Here is a 21082-nt window from a genome sequence, read left to right as displayed (position 1 = left end):
CATGTTGGAAGTCAAACTGGACGGCAGCTATCAATTCGACGACCTTGACAGCAAGTACAATCACTTCAGGGCCCCGGAGTTCGAGGTGATCAGCAACGGCAAAAATCTCGTCCAAGAAGGGGTTGCCATCACCTCTCTTCGGATCACAACCAGCATCTCGCCGGAAGCGAACAACTTTACGTTTACCGTCGCCAACGCGTACGACTGGGTCAAACGAGATTTCAAATGGATCTCCGACTACTTCCCGCTCGGGCAAAACGTCGACATCAAACTCGGCTACGGCGGCAAGCGAGAGCCCGTTTTTTCCGGCATGATCACATCGATCTCCTACGACTACCCTGCGGAGGGCAACCCGACGCTTACCATCACCGGCATGGACTATTCCTACCAATTGATGAAGGGCAAGGGATCGGACGCCAAAAACATCTGGACCGACAAAAAACACAGCGAGATCGCATCGGAAATCGCCCAAACCTATTCGCTGACCGCCACCGTAGATGCGACAAGCGAAGTGGTGCGGGTGGACCGTGAAGGACTGGACGATTACCAACTTCTCGTCAAACTGGCGAAGGCGAACGACTATGAGTTTTTCGTCTTAGGCAAAAAACTTTATTTCCGCAAGCCGGCACCTTCGACCTCGCCTATCGTAACGCTGGAATGGGGAAAAAACCTGCGCTCCTTCCAGACTTCGACCGACATTTCGATGCAAGTCGGTTCGTTCGTGGTACGGGGCTACGATGACAAGGAGAACAAATGGATTGAAGCCAAGTCAGAAGCGGTCAAACCGTACGGCGAAGGCTCCACCACCGGCTCAGACTTGATCGCGTCTGTCACCAAGAACAAGATTCACTACGAATATACCAACTACTCCAAAGCCAAAGCCTTGCAAGACCGCGCCAACGCCCTCGCTCGGGAAGCGGCGATGAAACTGGTCCAAGGCAACGGAGAATCGATCGGACTGCCGGAATTGATCGCAGGGCGTTTTATCAAAATCAAAGGGCTCGGCCCCCGATTTGGCGGATCGTTGTACTTAACCAAAGTCGCGCATTCGATTTCGGGTTCCGGATACTTGACCACTTTTGATGTGGGAGGGAATGCACTGTGAGTTTTGGCGATTTTGACTTTCTCGGAGGAGGTATGTCCGGTTCCAACGCCTCCTCCTCAACCACCAAGATCAACGGTGTCGTCGTCGGGGTCGTCACGGACAACAAAGACCCGGACAACCTCGCCCGCGTCAAATTGAAATTCCCGATCCGTGAAGGCGAAGAAACGACCGACTGGGCGCGTGTGGCCAACCTCATGGCAGGGAACGACCGCGGCTCGCTTTTTATCCCGGAAGTCGGCGACGAAGTGCTGGTCGCCTTCCATCTCGGTGAAGTCAGTCAGCCTTACGTGATCGGCTCGCTTTGGAACAAGGACCAAGCCGCTCCCAAGGGCGACGCAGACAAAAACAACATCCGCAAATTCCGCTCTCGCTCCGGACACGAGATCACGTTCGACGACGACGGAACGGACGGCCACGTGCAGATTCAATGCAGCAAGGGCCACTACATCCTGCTCGACGACAAAACCGACACGATCAAAGTCTCGGACAAAGACGGCAAAAACATCATCGAGATCAAAGGCGGCGACTCCGGGAAAATCACCGTCACCTCCGCCGGTTCCGGTGCCAGCGCCGTGCTGACCCTCACCGCGCAGGGCGACGTCACCCTCAACGGTGCAAAGTCGGTCAAAGTGGAGTCTCCGCAGATCAACATCGAGTCCTCCGGCATGCTCAATTTAAAAGCGAGCGGCAACATCCAGATGGAGTCAAACGCGATGGTCACGATCAAAGGTTCAATGGTTAAAATCAATTAACGCAACCCCGCGAGGAGGCCTCTGCACATGGACAACCACTTTCTCGGCCGGGGCTGGAAGTTCCCCGTCACCGTCGATCCAGCGACCGGACGCATCCTCATGTCCGAGCACGAAGAGGACATTGCCGAAGCCATCCGCGTGATTATTTGGACCGCCAAGGGTGAGCGGGTGATGCGGCCAAAGTTCGGGTGCGGCATCCATCAATTCGTTTTTGAGCGGACCGACCCGACCACGGTTTCTCTCATGGAGGAAAGCGTCAAATCGGCCATCATGCAATGGGAGCCTCGCGTACACCAAGTCACCGCCAAAGTGACGTCCGACCCCAGTGCGGACGGTCGACTGTCGATCTCCGTTTCGTACGTCGTCCGCTCGACCAACAACTTGTACAACCAGGTGTATCCGTTCTACATCCACGAAGGCACCAACTAATCCTGACCGGAAAGGAGGGGAGAGCGCATGCTGCCACCCCCGATTGATCCACGCACCCTGCCCGATTTGATCGAGCGAATGAAAGAAATGGTGCCGTACTACACCCCGGATTGGCGGTTCTCCCCGAACGACCCGGACCCGGGGACCGCGTTGTTCTACCTGTTTGCAGACATGTACCTGCAGAACATCGACCGTTTGAACCGCGTCCCCGTCAAAAATATGATCGCGTTTCTCAACCTGCTCGACGTCAAACGACTGACCGCCCGTCCGGCACAGGGCTATGTGACGTTTCACCTAAGCGTCGGCACTCCGCAACCTGTCTTGATCCCTAAAGGCACGGAAGTCGCAGCCGAGGGAGAAGACGGCGGCAAAGTGGTATTTCAAACGCAAGAGACGATGTTGGCCACACCCGCGCGTATCACCGACGCCGTGTTGGTTTCCACGCGGCAAGACAAAATCGTCCGCATCATCGACTCGTTGCAGGACGGAGAACCGATCGCCCTGTTTGACGTCACGCAAGGAGTCAACGAACAGTCGCACGCCCTCTACATCGGGCATCGCGATCTCCTGTTGATCGAGGGCGCGGCCGAGATTCAACTGCAATTTTTCAATTCCAAGGAACCGTACCGCCAACAGAACAGCGGGGAGTGGTTCGCCGATCCGGCTCGCGTCGAGTGGCGCTATCTCACCGAAGACGGTTGGCAGCTCTTCGACGAAGTGAGAGGCGACGGAAACCAACTCTGGCTGAGCAAAAAAGGCTCCGTCCCGTTCGCCCTCACCGACCTGAACGGCGAGGCAAACCGCTGGCTCCAAGCCCGGTTGCTTCCAATAGACGACCCATCCGGCACGCATCCGCTTTTGATTGACGGCTTGCGACTGAAAACGCAGTCCCTCAATGAACAGCGAAACGGAGGGTTCGCGCCTGATGTTTTGTTCGCCAACGACGCCCAAGCCGACGCGGAGGGATGCTTCCCGTTCGGGGAGTTTTTAGCTCCGTACAGTTTGTTCTACATCGCAAGCGACGAAGCGTTCTCCAAGCATGACAGCATCGTCGAGATGTCGTTCAACTTGAAAACGTTCCACCGCCAACTGATGCCAGTCGAACAGCCCGAAGTCGAGTGGAAACTGATCATGAAGGAATCGGACATCCCCAAACCGGCCAAAATCTACCTCGCTTCCATTCGCAGTGTGGTCTGGGAGTACTGGAACGGCAAATCGTGGGCGCGGTTGATGAACGGAACGGAGCAGGAGGAACTGTTTTACCGTCCGACGTTGGAGGGATTAGACGTGACGGTGCGCTTCCGGTGCCCGAATGACTTTTCCGAGACGTTCGTGAACGGTCACTACAAGCGCTTCCTCCGCGTGCGGGTGCAAAGTGTGGACAACCTCTACACGCCCAATCCGATTCACCTCGCTCCGTGGTTGGAGAAGATCTCCTTGAAGTACCGCTATGAGCCGGACCGCTCCTTCCCGGCGCAGAAGGTTCTCGGGGACAACAACATGCAGTGGACGGATGGAACCCCTGCGCTCACCGCCAACCCACCGCGTGTGTTTACGCCGTTTGCGCCGATCGACGGCGGACATCCCGCCCTCTACATGGGCTTTGACGAAGCTCCGCTCAAGGGACCGTTGCATTTGTATTTTTCCTTCCAACAACAGAACGGCATGGAACAGAACCGTCCGATCTTGGAATGGGAGTACCTTCGTCAAGACGGAGACCGTATCGAGTGGGCGACCTTGAAGACCGTCGATGAGACGTTGGACTTCACCCGCAGTGGAACGGTGCAGTTCGTGGGACCTTCCGACATGGTGCGCAAGACGCTGTTCCGCCGTGATCAGTATTGGTTGCGCGTGGTAAACCGCGACAATCTCTATGACAGCACGAAGCCCGACTTGAAACGGCCGATCTTGCAAGCGTTGCGTCCCAACACGGTGCGCGTCATTCAGCAGGAGACCCTCCGAGACGAGACGCCCAAGCAAGTGCGTGTGAGCGATACCGAAGTGGAGTACCGCTTGCAGAACGCTCCGGTGTTCTCCGAAGAAGTCTGGGTGGATGAGACAGGCCACGTGACAGAGCGGGAGTTGGAAGACTTGATGAAGTCCGGCGTGCGAACAGATGCGGTTCGCGACGGCGGAGGTTATCTGCTGCGGTTGTGGGTGCTGTGGAAACCGATCGACCATCTCGAAGACAGCGGACCGCAGGAGCGTTGTTATCGAATTGACCGCACGGTGGGCCACATTCAATTTGGCGACGGACGCCACGGCAAAGCTCTGCCGGAGGGCGGAGCAGACCGAATTCGCGTGCATTCCAATAAGATCGTAGGCAGTCGAGGCAACGTCCCGTCCGGGGCGATTCACCGCCTGCAACGCTCCATCGCATTCGTGCAGGGCGTGATCAACCCGGAACCGACGGCGGGAGGAAGCGACACCGAACCTCTGGCAAAAGCGCTCCGACGCGGACCGCAGACCGTCCGTCACCGCGACCGCGCCGTCACAGCACAAGACTATGAGTGGTTGGCACGAACCGCTTACCCCGACCTCGCCAAAGTCAAGTGTTTTGCGGGGTACAACGGAGAGATGGAACCTGACAACGGCTCGGTCACCCTCGCCGTCCTACCGCTCAACGGCGGGCCGGGGCTGCCGTTTTTTCCCCAACTGAGACGGCAGATTGCCGACTACTTGGTCGAGCGTTCCGCCACCGTGGTGGCTACTGCGGGACGAGTGGAAGTCATTGAGCCTGCGTACTTGGAGATCAACGTGTTTGCCGAGTTGGTCGTCAAGTCGATGGAGAGCGTGGTGCCGGCCGAGCGGGAAGCGGTGGAGAAATTGGACAAATTTCTCGACCCGTTCACCGGGAATTACGATGGAACAGGCTGGGAGATCGGGCAACAGATTCATCCTTCTGTGCTCTATGGTCTGTTGAAATCGGTTGACGGGGTCAACCACGTGCAGAAGCTTTCGATGAGCGTCTACCTCGTAACAGATGGGCAAAAGCGAGAGTTGCGCACGGAAGAAGCGGTGAATCTGCCACATGGGATTGTGATCAACGGCAGGCACCAGATCGTCGTCGATCTGCTGTAAGCGCCAGAGAGGAGGGAGAACCACATGTTGCAGTTGCCCAATCTCGACGACCGCCTCTATGAGGAGATCGTCGCCGAGGCCCGTAAGAGCATTCCGCGCTTGCTTCCTCAGTGGACGGATGAGAACGCACACGACCCCGGGATCACGATGGTCGAACTGTTCTCTTGGCTGTCGGAGATGCAACAGTATTACTTGAACCGAGTCACCGCCAAAAACGAGCAGAAGTTCCTTCAACTGCTCGGCCTCGCACTCCAAGGAGCTTCCACAGCGCTCGTGGACGTGACGTTTGGCGGTGTGCAAGACCCGGTGCGGTTGCCCCGCGGCACCAAGTTGCAAGCTTTGGATCAGACGTTTGAAACGAGAGAAGCCATCTGGATCTGGCCGCATTCGATCAAACGCGTGCTGGTCCGAACGGACATCGACTCGTCCGACTACACCTCTGCCAATGACAACGGCCGAGTCGGCTATTACGCATTTGGCGCAGAGGCGTGGCAGGGCACGCAGCTTTGCCTCGGATTTGACCAACCTTTTCAGGCGGGGCATCCGATCTCATTGACGATCAACTTGCGCGAAGATCTGGCCGTTTCCCGCAATCCGCTGACAGACGATGCCGATGTGACGCCCTCCGCTCAAGTGACGTGGAGTTTCTACGGAACCGACGGGAACTGGCATCCGCTTGAGGCTGAGCATCTCGTGGACGGCACGAACCATCTCACACAGAGCGGGAGAATCACGCTCCGCTTGCCGGGCGAGATGGGCAAGACAACGATCCACCCCGCCAACGATCTGACGCGGGCATGGCTTGCTTGCTCCGTGCAAGTGGAAGGGTACGAAGTGCCGCCGATGGTGGAGAAGTGTACATTGAACACCGTATCCGCCGAACACGGAGAGACCCACAGCCTCGTCCGTTCGTTTGACAGCGATGGTTCGCAACATCTAGAACTGGTGTCGGACGAGTTCCTCGCGTTTTTTGGCGAAGTGGATGTACAGGTGCAGGAACCGGGCGGTTTCTGGCGCGATTGGAAAAAAGTCGCGGACCTGGCCGACTGCGGCCCCCGCGACTCCTGCTACGAACTCCGGCGCGACGTGGAGCAGAAAACCACCCACATCCGCTTTGGCGATGGCCTTCAAGGTCGCATCCCGCCAAACGGTCAGGGCAACGTCCGAATCCTCGCCTGCGGAGAAACTTTTGAACACCACCGTTTGATTGGGCCGAGCAACGGGTTGCCGAACCAACGCTTTGCTCTTCCGCTGACTCCGTTGGTGCCAAGTGAATTCCTGTTGCAAGTCGGCAAGATTTCCAAGGGTGCAGACGGAGCCGAGAGCTGGTTGTGGCAGGATTGGACGCGCGTGGATGACTTGGAGCGTTCCGGAGCGGACGACCGACACTACTTCCTCGACCTTGACGCCGAGGAGATCGTGTTCGGCAACCATGAGCAGGGTCGAATCCCTGAGCGTGAAGAGTCCTGGCCGAACCTCCGCTTGCTCTCCTACCGTACAGGAGGCGGCTTGCGCGGCAACGTGCAGCAAGACCGCATCTCGGGGTTGCTCGCCCCGGAAAAAGCGTTCCCATCGTCCTTGACCGTCACCAACCACTTCTATGCGGCAGGTGGCAAAGAGCGAGAAACGCTGGAGGAAGCCAAGCAACGGGTGAGACGTGAGATGCGGGAGACGACGAGAGCCGTTACCGCTACCGATTACGAGCGAATCGCCTTGGCGACACCGGGCTTGCGAGTGGCGCGAGTCAAAGCCATTCCTCTGTACCGCGTGGGTCAAGACGATCCCCACGAACAGGCGCAAGGCCAAGTGACCGTTGTCGTGGTACCGTACAGCGACGGTGCAATCCCGACGCCAAGCAGTGGATTCTTACAGACCGTACAGCGTCATCTCGACCGACATCGTCTGCTGACCACCGAAGTTCACGTGACTGCACCGGAGTACGTGCAGATTACGGTCCAAGCCGTCGTTGTGGTGCATCCTGATTATCGACACCAGACGCAACGTGTGCTGGATGCCTTGAGCGGTTTGCTCGACGTGCTCGATGACCGCGATCCGACCAAGGGGTGGGAATTCGGACGGTCGGTGTACAAAGGCGATGTGTACGGAGTGATCAACCGATTGCCGGGCGTGGAGTACATCCAGTCGTTGTACATGGACGCCGAGGGTCGCGGCATCCGTCGGGATGGAAATGGCGACATCCATCTGCCGCCGCACGGACTGGTCTATTCGGGACGTCACACGGTGCAATTGCTCAGCCGCACCGATTTGTAGGAGGTAGGAGGGAGACCTGTTGTACGAAACCACCACATTTTTTTCGTTGAACAAACTGAGCGATTGGCAACAGGGGACAGCCTACAACCTGCGATTGACAGAGGAAGGCGTCCGTCTGGAACGCACCGTCCGCTATGGATGGCAGCGCGACATCTCGCTCAACCGAATCGTAGGCACCTCGCAGGTCACCAACTTGACGCTGGGGCCGGGGGGAACGTTGTTGTTGTTGGACCATTCCGCCAACGTTTGGATGTACGACTACATCAACGCGATCTACGAATCGTTGTTTCCCAGAAAGCACCGCCTCTTCACCCGCTATGCCTTGCTCGCCGCCACCGATGACCTGCTGGTCGTCGCAGAGCGCGTTCGTGACCCGCGCATCACCGCCTACTCGCTCTCCAACATCCAAAGTGTTTGGGAGATGCGCGAATGGCAGGGACAACCGCTCTGCCCGTTGGCTCTGAGTTCCGACGGCGTGGAGGACGTCTTCGTCGTCATCCCGGAGCAGACCGTGCTCGAAGGCCGCCGTCGCGTGGTTCCCGCCGGCACCGCATTCGTCATCTTGCAAATTGGAGCGGGGGGTCGCATCCAGCACGTCTACCGCGATGAAGAGTTGCGCGCAGAGGAGTCGACGCGACTCACCGAACTGTGCAAGCGCTTTTTCCTAAACGTGCAAGGTGAGGGCGAAGTGTCTCTCTTGGACGGCCGACGGGGCAGATTGCACGTGTTTCACCGCAAGGGAGGGGTCGCACGCCATCTGGACTTGAACTTCCCCGGAGTCCCCTCAGGGCTTGGCATCGACCCGCGCGGCTCACTCTACATCAGCGACGGTCGAGAGCAGGCATCCGAAGGCCCGGACGACCGCTTTGTTCGCGTGTACAACCAGGACGGTTCTGTGTTGGAAAACGTCTCCGGCATGCAAGGGCAAGTGGACCGCATGCTGTACGGACACCGCCAGCTCCTGTACCTGTGGAACAAAGCCGAGCAACGCATCACCGTGCTCGAACCCTCGTCCCGCATCCAAGGCGCACCCGGACAGAGCGGTTCACCCGAGGGTGTCTACTTCACCCGGGCGTTCGACGCGGTGACTTCCGAGATGGTTTGGCACAAGATTCTGCTTGATGCAGACTTGCCGGACGAAACCCAACTTCGCGTCTACTACTACGCGTCGGATCATCGGGAAGTGTGGCTCGACGAGGGCACGGTGCTCCTCGACGATTTTTTACATGACGAACGTTTCAGCCTGGAGGAGAAGCAACGCCGGACTCGCAATCTCTGGCATGGCCCGATCGTCAACCCGCGAGATGCACTGCTTCGCGCCCAAGGTCGTTACTTGTGGCTTCGCATCGAGTGGAGCGGGAGCGATCGCAAGACCCCGCTTTTGAAAAAAGTACGTGCATACTACCCGCGCACGTCTTACTTGCAGTACTTGCCCGCCGTCTACCAGCAGGACCCGCAAAGCCGCGATTTCCTCGAACGGTTCCTGTCGCTGTTCGGAACCTTTTTCGATGAGATGGAAGAAGCGATCGACCACATCGCCCGCTGCTTTGACACCGATGCGGCGACGGGTGACCTGCTCAAGTGGCTCTCGACGTGGATGGGGATCGCGGTGGATGATCGCTGGACAGAGGAACAGACGCGCACGTTGCTCAAGCGCGCCCCTGATTTGTACAAAAAACGGGGCACACGCGAAGGAATCCAAGAATTGCTGGAAGTCTTCACAGGGGAGAAACCGATCCTCGTCGAATTCTTTCAATACAAAAACCTCATCGAAAAAGCGGAAGTTCGTCGCCTCATGGAGCGCCTCTACGGGCTCGACCCCTATCGGTTCAGCGTGCTGGTCAAGCCGGAAGCAGTGCCGGACGACCGCAGCCGAGCGCTCCTGGAAAAGTTGCTCTCGGAGGAGCGGCCCGCTTTTACAGACGTTCAATTGGTTGTGCTTGAGCCTCAGATTCACATGGGGTCCCACACGTACCTTGGGATCAACACGTTCTTGCAGGAGCCGACTTTGCTCGTTCTCGACGAGAAGTCCACGCTCCCTTATCACACCGTCCTCGTAGACGTCGACCACAACAGCCGAATTGGCTTGCACACGCGTCTCGGGATGGATTCGACATTGGAATGACGGCGGAAAGGAGATTTCACACATGCAAAGTTCACGTCCATACCCGTTTGAACGCAATCGATACTTCTATGGGAAACTGCTGACCGTCCGTGATTTCGAGTCGGAGCAGACCTACATGAACCAGAAGCGTTGGCTTCTGAACCGTCTCCTACATGGTGTCGGTGTCGTGACCGGCTTGCAAGTCACTCCGGCCGGAGAGCGGAAAATCACCGTCAACGCAGGCCTCGCTTTTGATTACCAAGGCCGCGAGATCATCGTGGAAGAGCGCCAAACGCTCGACCTCTCCACAGTTCCGGGCTTCCAGAACAACGGCGACTATGCCAAGATTCTCTACCTCTGCCTCAAGTACGACGAAATCGGCAAAGAGATGGTGCATTCTGTCGCAGGCACGGGACGCAAGGAAGAAGTCAGCGAATACAACCGTCTGGTGGAAGGCTACCAGTTGTTTATCAAGGAGGACGCCCCGCCGATTCAGCAGTTTGAGGCGACGAACCTCGCTTCGACGACGACGGTCCTCCATGAAGACCGCGACGTGCGAATCTTGCACCAAGTGCCGCAAGTGGCTCAGGCGGGCGACCGCTTCGAGGCCAAACTGCTGATCCAGCGCATCTCGCAACAACGCCATGTCCGCCTGGAGTTGAGTGTCACGACAGAGGGTTGTGTACTGGATGACAAAAATCAACAAGGCGACATCTTGGTTTTCGAGAAGGAGTTTGACAGCGAAGAATACAATGTGACATACAGCTACACCCTGCGCGCCCTGCAGCCCGAACCGGGGCAGGCGAACGGAAGCGTTACAATCAAGCCGTCCAACGTGAAACTTTTCCTGGCGGGCAACGAAGTGTCTGTGACGCGGTCTGCCAAGCATGTCTTCGAAGTTTCCAACGAGCCGGTTGCAGACCAACTTTTGCAAAAGTCCTGTGCGCGCGCACTCGAAGACGTCCTGACGTCTCCGAACGACCAATGCCTGTACCTGGCGCAGATCCATCTCCAACCGTGGGGGGCGTCGTACAAGGTCGATTCCATCGTGCCGGTGCCGTTCTTCGAGCAAGTCCACAATTCCTCGCTGCTGTTCAACCTTGGCGCACAAGGGAGCGGTGGTGTCGGGTCGGATGGCATCCTCGATGTACAAGCGGAGACAGTGACCCTTCCGGCGGAACAACCGCCGCACTTGGATGTGAACTACGACCGTGTCAATCGCGTGCTGAAATTCTCGCTCGGACTTCCGGAGCCAAAACAGCCTGAACTGCCGAAGACCACGGCGTCCGGCTGGCTCGACCTGTTCTTGATTGAGAAAAACAAGCCCGGTCTCTTCGGCAAAGCGGAACGCAGCTACGTCACGGACGAGATTGCACATGGATTGGGAGCGGGCCAAGTGCTGATCACCGTGGGTGTGGAAGCGAACGAGAGCTTGTTGGCGGACGCTCAGACGCAGGTCTATGGAGATGCGGATATCTTCCGCGATACCGAATTTGCGACGGAACTGCCCAAGCATACGTTGGGTACGCTGGTCTACCCGAACCGCGGTACGTTCCGAGTGGGCGTGAAGTTGCAACAGCCTACAGAACTTGGAAAACTTCGCATCCACTGGTGGGCGACCAAGGCGGACGAAGCCAAGTCGACGTATGAAGCGGTGCAACCGAAGTGGGAAGCCGCTGCGGGCAGCACTGACGAACCGAATCCTTCGCAAGACTAAGAGGAGGAGATCCCCTTGTCAAAAGCACCGAGACAAGCCAAAGGCACAACATCTTCGGTTTCCCAGCAAAAAACGTCGAGGTCCGTCCCGGCCTCGTCGTCTCCCGTACCGTCGGCGCTCTTGCAAATGCAACGCGCGTATGGCAACCAAGCGACCGCCCGTTTCCTGCAGCGCAAGACCGCCCAGCGCGCGGCGCCGGATGAGGAGGAAGAACTGCAGCTCAAAGTGGACCCCGCCCAGACTGTACAACGTTCCACAGGCGGGGGGAGCAAGATGCCGGAGGAAGTGCAGGCCAAGATGGAGAACGCGTTCCAAACGGACTTCTCCGACGTCAACATCCATGTCGGCTCCCAAGCGTCCGATGTGGGAGCGCTCGCGTATGCACAGGGTAATGACATCCACTTTGCGCAGGGCAAGTTTGAACCGCACAGCCAATCGGGTCAAGAACTGCTCGGTCACGAACTCGCCCATGTCGTCCAACAACGCCAAGGGCGCGTTCAACCGACCACCGAAGTCGGAGGTCTGCCCGTCAACGATGACGTCTCTCTCGAACGCGAAGCCGACCAACAGGGTCGAGTTGCTGCTCAGACCAAGCTCGAAGAACAGGAAGACTAAACCCGCTCCAAACCACACTAAAAAACCACCTCTCCAAAGGGAGCAGGTGGTTTTTTGTGCATGACCGACCCCTGTGGAAGCAGGTGGTTTTTTGGGTGCAAGTACCTTACTTAGCAGCCGGCGCAACCATCGCGCGCAACAGTTTGTCTCCGTTGTAGTAGCAGTAGTACATGGCATCGCCGACCCGGAACACGGTGACGTTGCCGTCTTGACGAACTTTTGTCGGTTTGTTGTCAGTGGTTTCGCCCTTCGGAGTGTCTGCGCTGTCCGTGCTGCCGGGTTTGTCGTCCTCATCAGCGGCGGGAACGGTGTCGATCCCTTTTACAATCGCGTCGATGTCTTGCAGTCCGCTTTCGTTCCACACCTCAACGGAGGTGACGAGGGAGTCCTTGTCATTCGCTTTGGACATCTCCAATTGGAACGTCATCTTGTATTTGTCATACAACATCGCCATCTTCGGCGAACTTGAGGTCGAATCCACCGTCGTATCGGTCGGCTTCTCCAACAATTCCTCCACCGCTTTCGGAGCCAGCCCGAGGAAGCCGGGGTAGTAAATGCGCCCCCGTTGGAAAAAGCCTTTGTACACAGTCGTGCCCTTCGCATCATAGCGCTCACCTTTGCCGTCTTCCAAGCCCGACTTGAATTGGCCCTTGTACAAAGGCGACCCCTTGGCGTCGAATTTCTGTCCATCGCCATCGAACTTTCCGTTCACAAAAGCGCCCGTATACGCAGGTTTGCCCGTTGCAGAGAACAACTTGCCGTCGCCTTGGTACTTGCCTGCCGAGAAATCGCCCTTGTACTTCAACGTACCATCGGTGTAGAACTCTGTCCCGGCTCCGGAGTACTCCCCGTTTTGGAAGGTGCCGTCATAGACCGGCTTGCCATTGGAACCGTACAACTTCCCGGCCCCACTGTACGACCCAGCGGCGAACAGACCTGCATAGACCAATTGATTCTGGTCGTTGAACAGTTTCCCTTCACCCTCGTACTTGCCGTTGAGAAACTGTCCGTCATATTGGACTTTGCCGTTGATGTCATACAGCGTCCCTTTGCCCGCGTAGTCATCGTTGACAAATTCTCCGGTGTACTGAATTTGCCCGGTCACGTAATACTTCGTGCCCGCCCCCTGCATCTTGCCGTTCTTGAACTCGCCGTCATAGCGCATCTTGCCGCTCGTATGGAAGGCCTGTCCCTGGCCGTTAAACATCCCGTCCTTGAACTCGCCTTGGTAGAGCAGTTGACTCATGCCGTTGTATTGCGTGCCGGTCCCGTTGGGGAGGCCTTTTTTGAAATCACCGTCGTAGATCAGGACTTCCTTGGCGTTGTAGAGCTTGCCTTTGCCTTCGTAGACGCCCTTCACTACTTGCCCGACGTAGTGCAGGTCGCCTTCTTCGGTGATCAACTTGCCCAAGCCTTGAAACGCCATCGCTTGCTTGCTTCCCTCAAGCAATGTCGTCGGCCAGCCCAGCCAATTGGCAAGCAGAGCAGGAGGGCGCAGATAGAGGTAGAGCGGGACGATGACGATCAGCAGACAAACGACCACAACCAAACGCTTCGAAAAGTAGCGGCGTCCGAACTTCACATATTGAGTGATCGAATGCTCCGGTCCCCATTTTTCCTCGACGGATTCTTTGCCCTTTTTAAAGAGGTCGGGAAGTTTTTTCACCCAGTCGATTATGGCTTTCAGTGTTTTCATCTACGGTACCTGTATGGTTTGCTGACCGGGGTTCGTGAGTTGGATCACGCCGCCCCAGTTGCACATTAATTTCGAAGAGTTATTGAGGGCTGGGAAATTGCCGATCTGTACAGTTGGTGCGCCGGGCGCCCAAGGAGCAGCCGTCACCGGCACACAGGGCATAGGAGTCAACGCCCCCATCGCCGCTGCTGTCGCGGAAGCCACCGCCGGATTTGCCATCGACTGGCACATCGCAAACGGCAAGATGTTGACCATCGGTTTATTATCCATAATCGTCGCAAGAGGTTGCGACGTGACACAACGATTTGCCGGGAGCACCATCAAATTCGCGGGAGCCGTGCCAAAACTGCACTGCATTTGCGCTCCTCCGCATACTCCGATACCCATCTCTTCTCTCCCCTTCATTTGTGTTCCAAATCAGACTCTAGAACCTACTCTCTAACTGTACCACAATCCCTGAAACTATAGTAAGATTGACTTGAAATGAGTTTTAAAGGAGAGGAACCAAATTGTTGAAAAAACGCCGTCCGTCGACTGTCTTTCACCTCGTCATGCTAGGCGTTCTGACCTTCCAACAACTGGGTTCGGCGAGCTCGGCGTATGCTTCGGAAGAGATCTCGTTATCTGACGCGATTCGCAACAGTGTGGACGCCAGTGCAGAGATTACGACGATGAAAAACGTCCAGCTCACGCAGGCCGACTTCGACCTCGCCCAAGCCTACCAGACTCTTCGCAACCAAGACGAGAAAGACAACTCCAACAAAGCCAAAGAACACAGCATGAGCCGAGACATCGACCTCGGGCTCAAAGTCCCGCAAGCCATGCTGAACAAGAAAAAACTCCAACACCAACTCGACGACAAAGTCCGTCAGACCCAAGTCCAGACGGAACAAGCGTATATGACCGCCTACCAGCAACAAGTTGGCGTAGACAACGCAACGGCCGCTCTGCAAAAAGCGGAGCAGAAAGCCAAGGACCTGCGGGCCAAGCAAAAGTTCGGGTATGCCACAGCTGACGATGTCACCGCGGCAGACGCCCTCGTGGTGCAAACGCAGACCAACCTGCAAACCGCCCAGCTGTCCTTCAAGTCAGGCCGTCTCGCGCTCGGACAACTGCTTGGCAAGGACCTCGACGGAGACTATCGGTTTGAACTGCCGCGCGTCTACGCAAATCTCACGCAAGACACCATGTGGAAACTCTATGAGTCTGCGAAATCATCCGACTTCGATCTCTTCCAAGACACCGAAGCCACCAACATGGCGCAGACCAAAGCCAACATCATCCGCGGCCTCTACCAGAACAAATTCGGCACGCAAGCGACCTCGTTGCTCGCGTCTATGTATCAATCACCGAAAGCCCCCGACTACAATTCGTTTCTCTCGCAGTACGACTCGATGATTCTCTCGCTCAAAAATAAATGGAAGGGAAAAGCACTCGTGCTCGCTCTCTCGTTTCCTTTTATTAAGATCGTGGACAAAGTCGAACTCCAAGGCGAGTACCAAGACGACCGTTATTTCGAAGACCTTTCCAGTTCCTTGCCGATGGCGTTGCTCGATTTGGACAAAGCCAAACTCAAGGAAGCGGACACTCGCAACAAACTGGCTGCGAAGATCAAATCCACGTACTTGACCGCCAAGCAAGCCGAAGCGGGCTATCTCCTCGCACTGAAAGCAGAAGCCACCGCCAAGGAAACCGTTGAGAGCGCCAAAGGCAAGATCAAATTCGGTCAACTCACCCAAGACGATGTGGACAAGTTGCAAGGAGCCTACGAGCAAGCGCAGATGGCGACACTCTCCAGCTACATCGCCTACAAGTCCTCGCTCTCCACCTTAAATCTCGCCGCCGGAGGGACGCTTCCGTACGCCTCAGGCATCCCGAAAACAGCAGCGGAGACAGGTACAGAGGCGTTCAAACCGCAACCTCCCGCACCGAAGTCGCTCGGTCTCTGGCAATTGGAACCGGTGGCCAAGGGCATGACCAGCTCTTTCAAACTGAAATTGGCGGATGGAGCGACAGCCACTCATTTTGCTTTGCGATTGAAACAAGGGGGTCAACTGATCGGAGACAAGACTCCGATCAACGGGGGGATCACACACCTCGACCTCGTCTTCCAAGACCCGAGCCTTTTGCAAGTGGTGCTCTACGCCGGAGACAAACAGATCGCCGTCACAGACTTGAGCGGCTATGCACCGTCTGGACAATTAACGGAATCTCCTGATTCCTGACTTAACTGAGAGGAGCCATCGCTGTGCCCACCCGTCCTTCGAGACAACTTGTACTCAAACTCATGCTGGCTTCTGTTCTCGTGACCACGACCGGCATGCCGCACCCGTTGTCTGCCGTCGCAGCCGAGGCTACGGTCACCCGCCCGGCCGCCGCATCGATTCCTCCCGGCACGCTGTTGATCGGCACCTATCTCGTGCAAACAGAAGCCCTCTCTCAATCGGTTTTCACCGCTGCCAAAGCGACGATGGAACCGTCAGACCAAGGGGTCTACTACAGGTCCGAATTCGCCAAAGGCTCGTGGATGAACATCGGCAAGGCGACCGACATCAGCGCCCTTTTCAAAAACAACGACGGAAAAAGCGCCCCCGTCTCCTTCGATGACATCGACAACTTGCAGATCACGTTCTGGATCACTCTGCAAGAAGGGAAACCGCATGTCGTCAGCTTCCTCTCCCCGGCTGATTTACAAGCCGCGATTGAGACCGCCAAAACCGACCTGGAGGCGAAAAAGCAAGAAGCCGACAGCGCCGCAGACTCGCAACTTTCTCAGATCGCACTGGACGCGGCAAGTTTGCAAGCGCAACTCGATTTCCTGACCGCTGTGCAGAACGGACAGGATACGCAAGCCATGCAAGCCTTGGATCGTCAAGCCGACCCGGCCTCCGCCGTCTCCACCGATTTGCAGAAAGCTCAGCAAACACAGCGTCAGACCCTGCAAAACAACCTCGATGCCGCGAAATTGGACCTCGCCGCCGCCCAGAGCTCCGGCGACACCCAGCAGATCGCCGCGTTGACCGCTCAGATTCAAGATTTGACCGCTCAATTGCAGAAGTTTGACGTTCAGATCAAAACGGCAGACCTCAAAACGGCCGATGACGATCTCACCGGCAAACTCAAAGACTTGCAATCGGCCGTCGCCACCTCCCAGACGAAAAAAGCGACCGATTTGCTCCTGCAAGTCGCAACGGCCGCTGCTGCTCTAGAAGACATTCGTCAAGCGTTGCTTCAACAGCAACTTGCGCTGACGACCGATCCCAAGGAGCAAGACAGTCTGCAACAAGCATCTCACACAGCGACCCAGACCGCTCTGAAAGCGCAGAACCTCAAACTTCGCAAGATCCAGGAAAACGCAAAACTGACAGGTCAAGTGGAGCTTGCAAACTTGCTTTTCGCTCAACTCACCGACAACAACGCCAAGCGCGATGCTTTGCGTCAGACGGACAGGCAATCGCGGATCGAGGCGTTGCAAACCACGTTGGCGACCCTCCAAGCGCAACTCAAGCAAGTTCCGCAAGGGCAGAGCCCGTCCGGAGATTTGCTCGTCCAACTCGTCAAAACGCAAGCTCAGTTGAACGCCGAACAGCAAAGCCTGACAGACGCCGCAACACTGGCCCAAGAGGACATCGACTTTTTGCAAGGGATGATCGACACCTACCAAGCCGAGGAAAACCAAACCGCCGCCGCCAACTTGCAACCGTTGCTTCTCGAGGCAAAGCGGCGGGAGGTCGATGCGACGAAAGCGCCGCTTTTTTTACAGAAATACGAAGCGGAGAGCGTACAGGCCGTACAATCGCAACAGACGCAACCGAGCCCGGCGCTTGTCGATCTACACAAGCAGACCATCGAGACCATTGAAGGAGTCGAGAAGGGCCGTTACACACAGCCGGAATTGGATGCAGTTGCACAGTTGGCAGTGGAAGTGGACAAACAACTCGGTCAGGAACCTCACGAGATCTTGCCCGTCGAGCACTTGATTTCCAACTCCATCAACTTCAAACTGGCGGCGCCGCTCCTGCGAGTCAACGGGACGACGATGGTTCCGATCCGCACGTTGCTTGAAGGTTTTGGTGCGCAAGTCTTTTGGGACGATGGCGAACAGATGGTGCGTGTGGAGTATCAGGGTCGAACCGTCGTAGCTTGGATTGGCAAGACGGCGTACCAAGTCAACGGGGAAGCCAAAACGATTGACGTCGCGCCGGTGCTCTTGGCACAGCGGACGTATGTACCGCTTCGACTGCTGGTTGAAGCGTTCGGGTTCGATGTGGCTTGGGATGAACCGACCGAAACGATTGATGTCAAAGGTCTGCCTGTGGAGGTGACGCCATGAAACGATATGTTTGGCGCGTGATCGTGCTTTTGCTGGTGATGGCAGGGCTTTCGTACGGGCTGTGGATTGAGAACGACTTCCTCAACACCAAGCCGTTTGAGAGCCAAGTTACCTTAAATAACCCGACCCGAGTCATCTCGGATGCCAACTGGCTCTACGTGATTGAGAATTCCAAGCGCGAGTTGGTCAAGTACGACCGCGGAGGTACGTGGAAGTATGACATCGACGCTCCGGAGATCGGCGATTTGGCGGCGTTGACTCCGACGTTGGACTCGCCGGATACGTTCGATTCGAGCAAGATTCAAGATGCCAACAAGTACTACCTGAGGTTCGGAAACGCCGTTTCTGAGGACAACGGCGGACTCTACGCCTTGGTGCAAGTCATGGATGAGAAAGCTCTGACCTTGAAATACGAAGTGCTCTGCCACTACACGGCGGAAGGCAACCTCGATTCGGACTGGGGCGTGTACATTCAGAAATACGACAGCAAGAAAAACGGAGCCTTGCGCTCCGGCACCGTCAAAGCTTTGCAGATGCGCAAAGGTCGCTTTACGTTCCTCGCGTTGGAACAAGGGGTGCTCAAATGGAATTCCTACGACGAGAGCATTCACAAGTTCAAAACGCTCTACCAGATGGACATTCCGTCGAACCTCTACCTCTCAGAAGTGCTGGGCTCCAAACCGGACGACCTGACCTATTCGACGATGCAAGGGACGATCTACAAGCGGGGCGGTGTGAAGCTCTATCCGTTGACCACCCCGAGCGTCGGAGATGAAGTGTATGCCGAGAGCATCCAACGCGATGCGCAGAACCGAGTCTGGTTCCTCGACCCCTACGGCAAGAGCATCAAACAGTTGGACCCGCAAGCACCCGAAGGCGTCCAGACGATCTTGACCGTCGAACAAGCGCAACAAAAACTCGGGAAGTCGGAACAGAGTGCGTCCAATGCAGACGTTTCGTTTGAAAAACTCACCGTCGCACCGGACGGTACGCAGTTCGTGATCTTCAACGACCATGTCTTGGTGGTCAGTGCGGATGGGTCTCAAGTCCGTACGTTGGACTACTCCACCAACATTCAAATCAAGCAATGGCTGTACTGGGCGGGACTTGCACTGCTCGTCCTGCTGTTCATCTGGCTTTGCAAGACGCTCTACATGGACATCATGCCGAAGTCGATCCTGCTCAAACAGGTGTTCATCCTCTTCCCGCTCATTGCGGTCTGTATGATTGGACTGTCCTTTATCATCCAAATCAAGCTCAGCGCGATTACAGACACAGAAGTACGTCATTCTATGGAATACGTGGTCAAAGACGCGCAAAACCTCGTGCATGCGGAGGAATTGCAAAAAATCCAATCCCCGCTCGATTTCATGGGCATCGGATATCAAGCATTGTTCGCCGATGTGCATTCCGAAGAACGCGACGGTCGCTACTACCTCATGGTTCACAAAGTCAAAGACGACCGAGCGTACAGCGTCTTCGAAGACGACAACGACGTCAAAATGTTCGATTCGTTCCCCTTGACCACCAACACCGGTGACTTGAGTAGTTGCAAAATTCTAGACCCCGAGTTGGGCGCTTACGAAGACGTCAACGATGTCCAACTCGTCACACACCTGCAAAATCACAATGTCGTCACTTGTACCTCCCAAGATGAGAACGGCACCTGGCTGTTCGCACTGGGGCCGCTGTTTGACAAGGACAAAACCAAGATGGTCGGCGTATTTGAAGCGGGCGTGAACATGTACAGCTACGACCAGCAAATTCTCGAAGAGCGCTTGATCACGATCATGATCGTGACCGGGTTCACGATCTTGATTCTCGGTGTCGTCCTGCTGGTGACGTGGTTGCAACTTCGACGAATCACTCGTCTGCAGGAAAGTGTTTCCATCCTGCGGGCCAACCCGGAGGAGAAGCGAAGCTTCTGGATTGAAGATCATTCCCAAGACCAAGTCGGGGAGTTGGGCCGACAATTTAATGAAATGGCCGCTTCGATTCAAGAGAGCATCGAGCAGACGAAACAATTGCGCGACGCCTACAAACGCTATTTCCCGGAAAATCTCGAGTTGTATCTGGGCAAAGACATCACCTCGCTCGACCTTGGAGATCAGAAGATCTTGGAGCACATGTCGGTGCTCGTGATCAACATTCACGACTTCCGCCAAGGGGTCAACAACGACCCGCAAGAGACTTACGATCTGATCAACAACCGCTTCCTCGCACACGTTTCCAAGGAAGTGGCGGAGCACGGGGGCATGATTGCCAAGTTCCTTGAAGCAGGTGTCGTCGCTTTGTTCCCGAAGCAGCCTGCAGACGCGTATGCGGCAGCCGTCGGCATGTGCCGCCGACTCGAAGTTCCGGTCGGCATCGGCATCCACACCGGCGACATCACGCTCGGCGTCATCGGGGCGGATGATCGTTTGGACTCCTCTCTGATTTCCGACCAAGTGATTTTGACAGGCACGTTGGAGCAATTGACCGAGCACTTCAAAGTCACCCTGTTGACCACCAAGTCCACGTATGAAGAGGGAGACGCGACCCATCGTGTTCCGGCCCGCAACATCGGCAAGATCTCTCTCGAAGGGCGGACGCTGGAGCTTTACGATGTGTTTGAAGCGGACGATCAAGCCACTCGTTTGCTGAAGTCTGAAACGAAGCCGCTGTTTGAAGAGGGCGTTACGTTCTTCAAACACGGTCGCTTCTACGACGCCCGCGAACGATTCGTGGAAGTGATGCGCCGCAATCCGCACGACTTGATTGCGCGCTTGTATTTCTATCAAAGTGACGAGTTCTACCGCACCGGTGTCGCCCTCGATTGGGACGGCTCGTTGTCGGTCACGTTCAATGAGTAAAAGTTTTCAAGAAAAAGGAAGAGGCCCTGCGGCTTTCTTCCTTTTTTTGTACACACTAACGACTAAGGAAAAGGGATGGAAAGGAAAAGCTGTGCTGTGATACAATGGTTAGACGAGTGACTTTTTT

The 21082-nt window shown here is 56.2% G+C and carries 13 protein-coding genes; 11 read left to right on the top strand and 2 right to left on the bottom strand.

Annotated features, from left to right (window positions below; translation table 11 throughout):
* The first annotated feature begins 1 nt into the window (after window position 1).
* From JJB07_RS15990 to JJB07_RS15955, 8 genes are read left to right on the top strand one after another with little or no spacing between them, the layout of a single operon-like run.
* A complete protein-coding gene (locus JJB07_RS15990) occupies window positions 2-1105 on the top strand; it encodes a phage late control D family protein (protein ID WP_201636786.1) in 1104 nt (367 codons plus the stop codon).
* On the top strand, window positions 1102-1857 hold the full coding sequence (locus JJB07_RS15985; RefSeq protein ID WP_347338360.1) for a phage baseplate assembly protein V: 756 nt from the start codon (window positions 1102-1104) through the stop codon (window positions 1855-1857). Before JJB07_RS15990 ends, JJB07_RS15985 begins: the two co-directional genes overlap by 4 nt.
* Window positions 1858-1884: 27 nt before the next feature.
* On the top strand, window positions 1885-2286 hold the full coding sequence (locus JJB07_RS15980; protein WP_201636784.1) for a GPW/gp25 family protein: 402 nt from the start codon (window positions 1885-1887) through the stop codon (window positions 2284-2286).
* Between the two features lie 27 nt (window positions 2287-2313).
* On the top strand, window positions 2314-5367 hold the full coding sequence (locus tag JJB07_RS15975) for a putative baseplate assembly protein (RefSeq protein WP_201636781.1): 3054 nt from the start codon (window positions 2314-2316) through the stop codon (window positions 5365-5367).
* Window positions 5368-5391: 24 nt separating this feature from the next.
* The gene (locus JJB07_RS15970) at window positions 5392-7638 is read left to right on the top strand and encodes a putative baseplate assembly protein (RefSeq protein WP_201636779.1); all 2247 of its coding nucleotides are present in this window, start codon (window positions 5392-5394) and stop codon (window positions 7636-7638) included.
* 19 nt (window positions 7639-7657) lie between these two features.
* Window positions 7658-9763 (top strand): phage tail protein, encoded by a 2106-nt coding sequence (locus JJB07_RS15965; RefSeq protein ID WP_201636777.1) that lies wholly within the window; start codon window positions 7658-7660, stop codon window positions 9761-9763.
* A gap of 22 nt (window positions 9764-9785) precedes the next feature.
* The gene (locus JJB07_RS15960) at window positions 9786-11459 is read left to right on the top strand and encodes a hypothetical protein (RefSeq protein ID WP_201636775.1); all 1674 of its coding nucleotides are present in this window, start codon (window positions 9786-9788) and stop codon (window positions 11457-11459) included.
* A 15-nt stretch (window positions 11460-11474) separates the two neighbouring features.
* Entirely contained in the window at window positions 11475-12074 is a 600-nt protein-coding gene (locus JJB07_RS15955; RefSeq protein ID WP_201636773.1) for an eCIS core domain-containing protein, read from the top strand.
* A gap of 106 nt (window positions 12075-12180) precedes the next feature.
* Here the strand turns inward: JJB07_RS15955 and JJB07_RS15950 are convergent, their stop codons facing one another.
* Both JJB07_RS15950 and JJB07_RS15945 read right to left on the bottom strand, forming a co-directional pair.
* Complete coding sequence (locus JJB07_RS15950; protein ID WP_201636771.1) at window positions 12181-13770, bottom strand: MORN repeat-containing protein; 1590 nt, start codon at window positions 13768-13770, stop codon at window positions 12181-12183.
* Window positions 13771-14157 (bottom strand): DUF4280 domain-containing protein, encoded by a 387-nt coding sequence (locus JJB07_RS15945; RefSeq protein ID WP_201636769.1) that lies wholly within the window; start codon window positions 14155-14157, stop codon window positions 13771-13773.
* Window positions 14158-14279: 122 nt separating this feature from the next.
* On the opposite strand from JJB07_RS15945, the gene JJB07_RS15940 reads away from it, so the two are divergent.
* From JJB07_RS15940 to JJB07_RS15930, 3 genes are read left to right on the top strand one after another with little or no spacing between them, the layout of a single operon-like run.
* Window positions 14280-15995: a TolC family protein gene (locus JJB07_RS15940; protein WP_201636767.1), complete on the top strand. Its 1716-nt coding sequence runs from the start codon at window positions 14280-14282 to the stop codon at window positions 15993-15995.
* 23 nt (window positions 15996-16018) lie between these two features.
* Entirely contained in the window at window positions 16019-18103 is a 2085-nt protein-coding gene (locus JJB07_RS24420; protein ID WP_201636765.1) for a stalk domain-containing protein, read from the top strand.
* Window positions 18100-20955, top strand: a complete 2856-nt coding sequence (locus tag JJB07_RS15930) for an adenylate/guanylate cyclase domain-containing protein (RefSeq protein WP_201636762.1) — start codon at window positions 18100-18102, stop codon at window positions 20953-20955. The genes JJB07_RS24420 and JJB07_RS15930 overlap by 4 nt, the downstream gene beginning before the upstream one ends.
* Window positions 20956-21082: the final 127 nt, after the last annotated feature.

Origin of the sequence: Tumebacillus amylolyticus (assembly GCF_016722965.1) — a bacterium.
Lineage (GTDB): Bacteria > Bacillota > Bacilli > Tumebacillales > Tumebacillaceae > Tumebacillus > Tumebacillus amylolyticus.
Note: the sequence above shows the minus strand (reverse complement) of the source record. Positions and strands in the feature narration are given on the sequence as shown.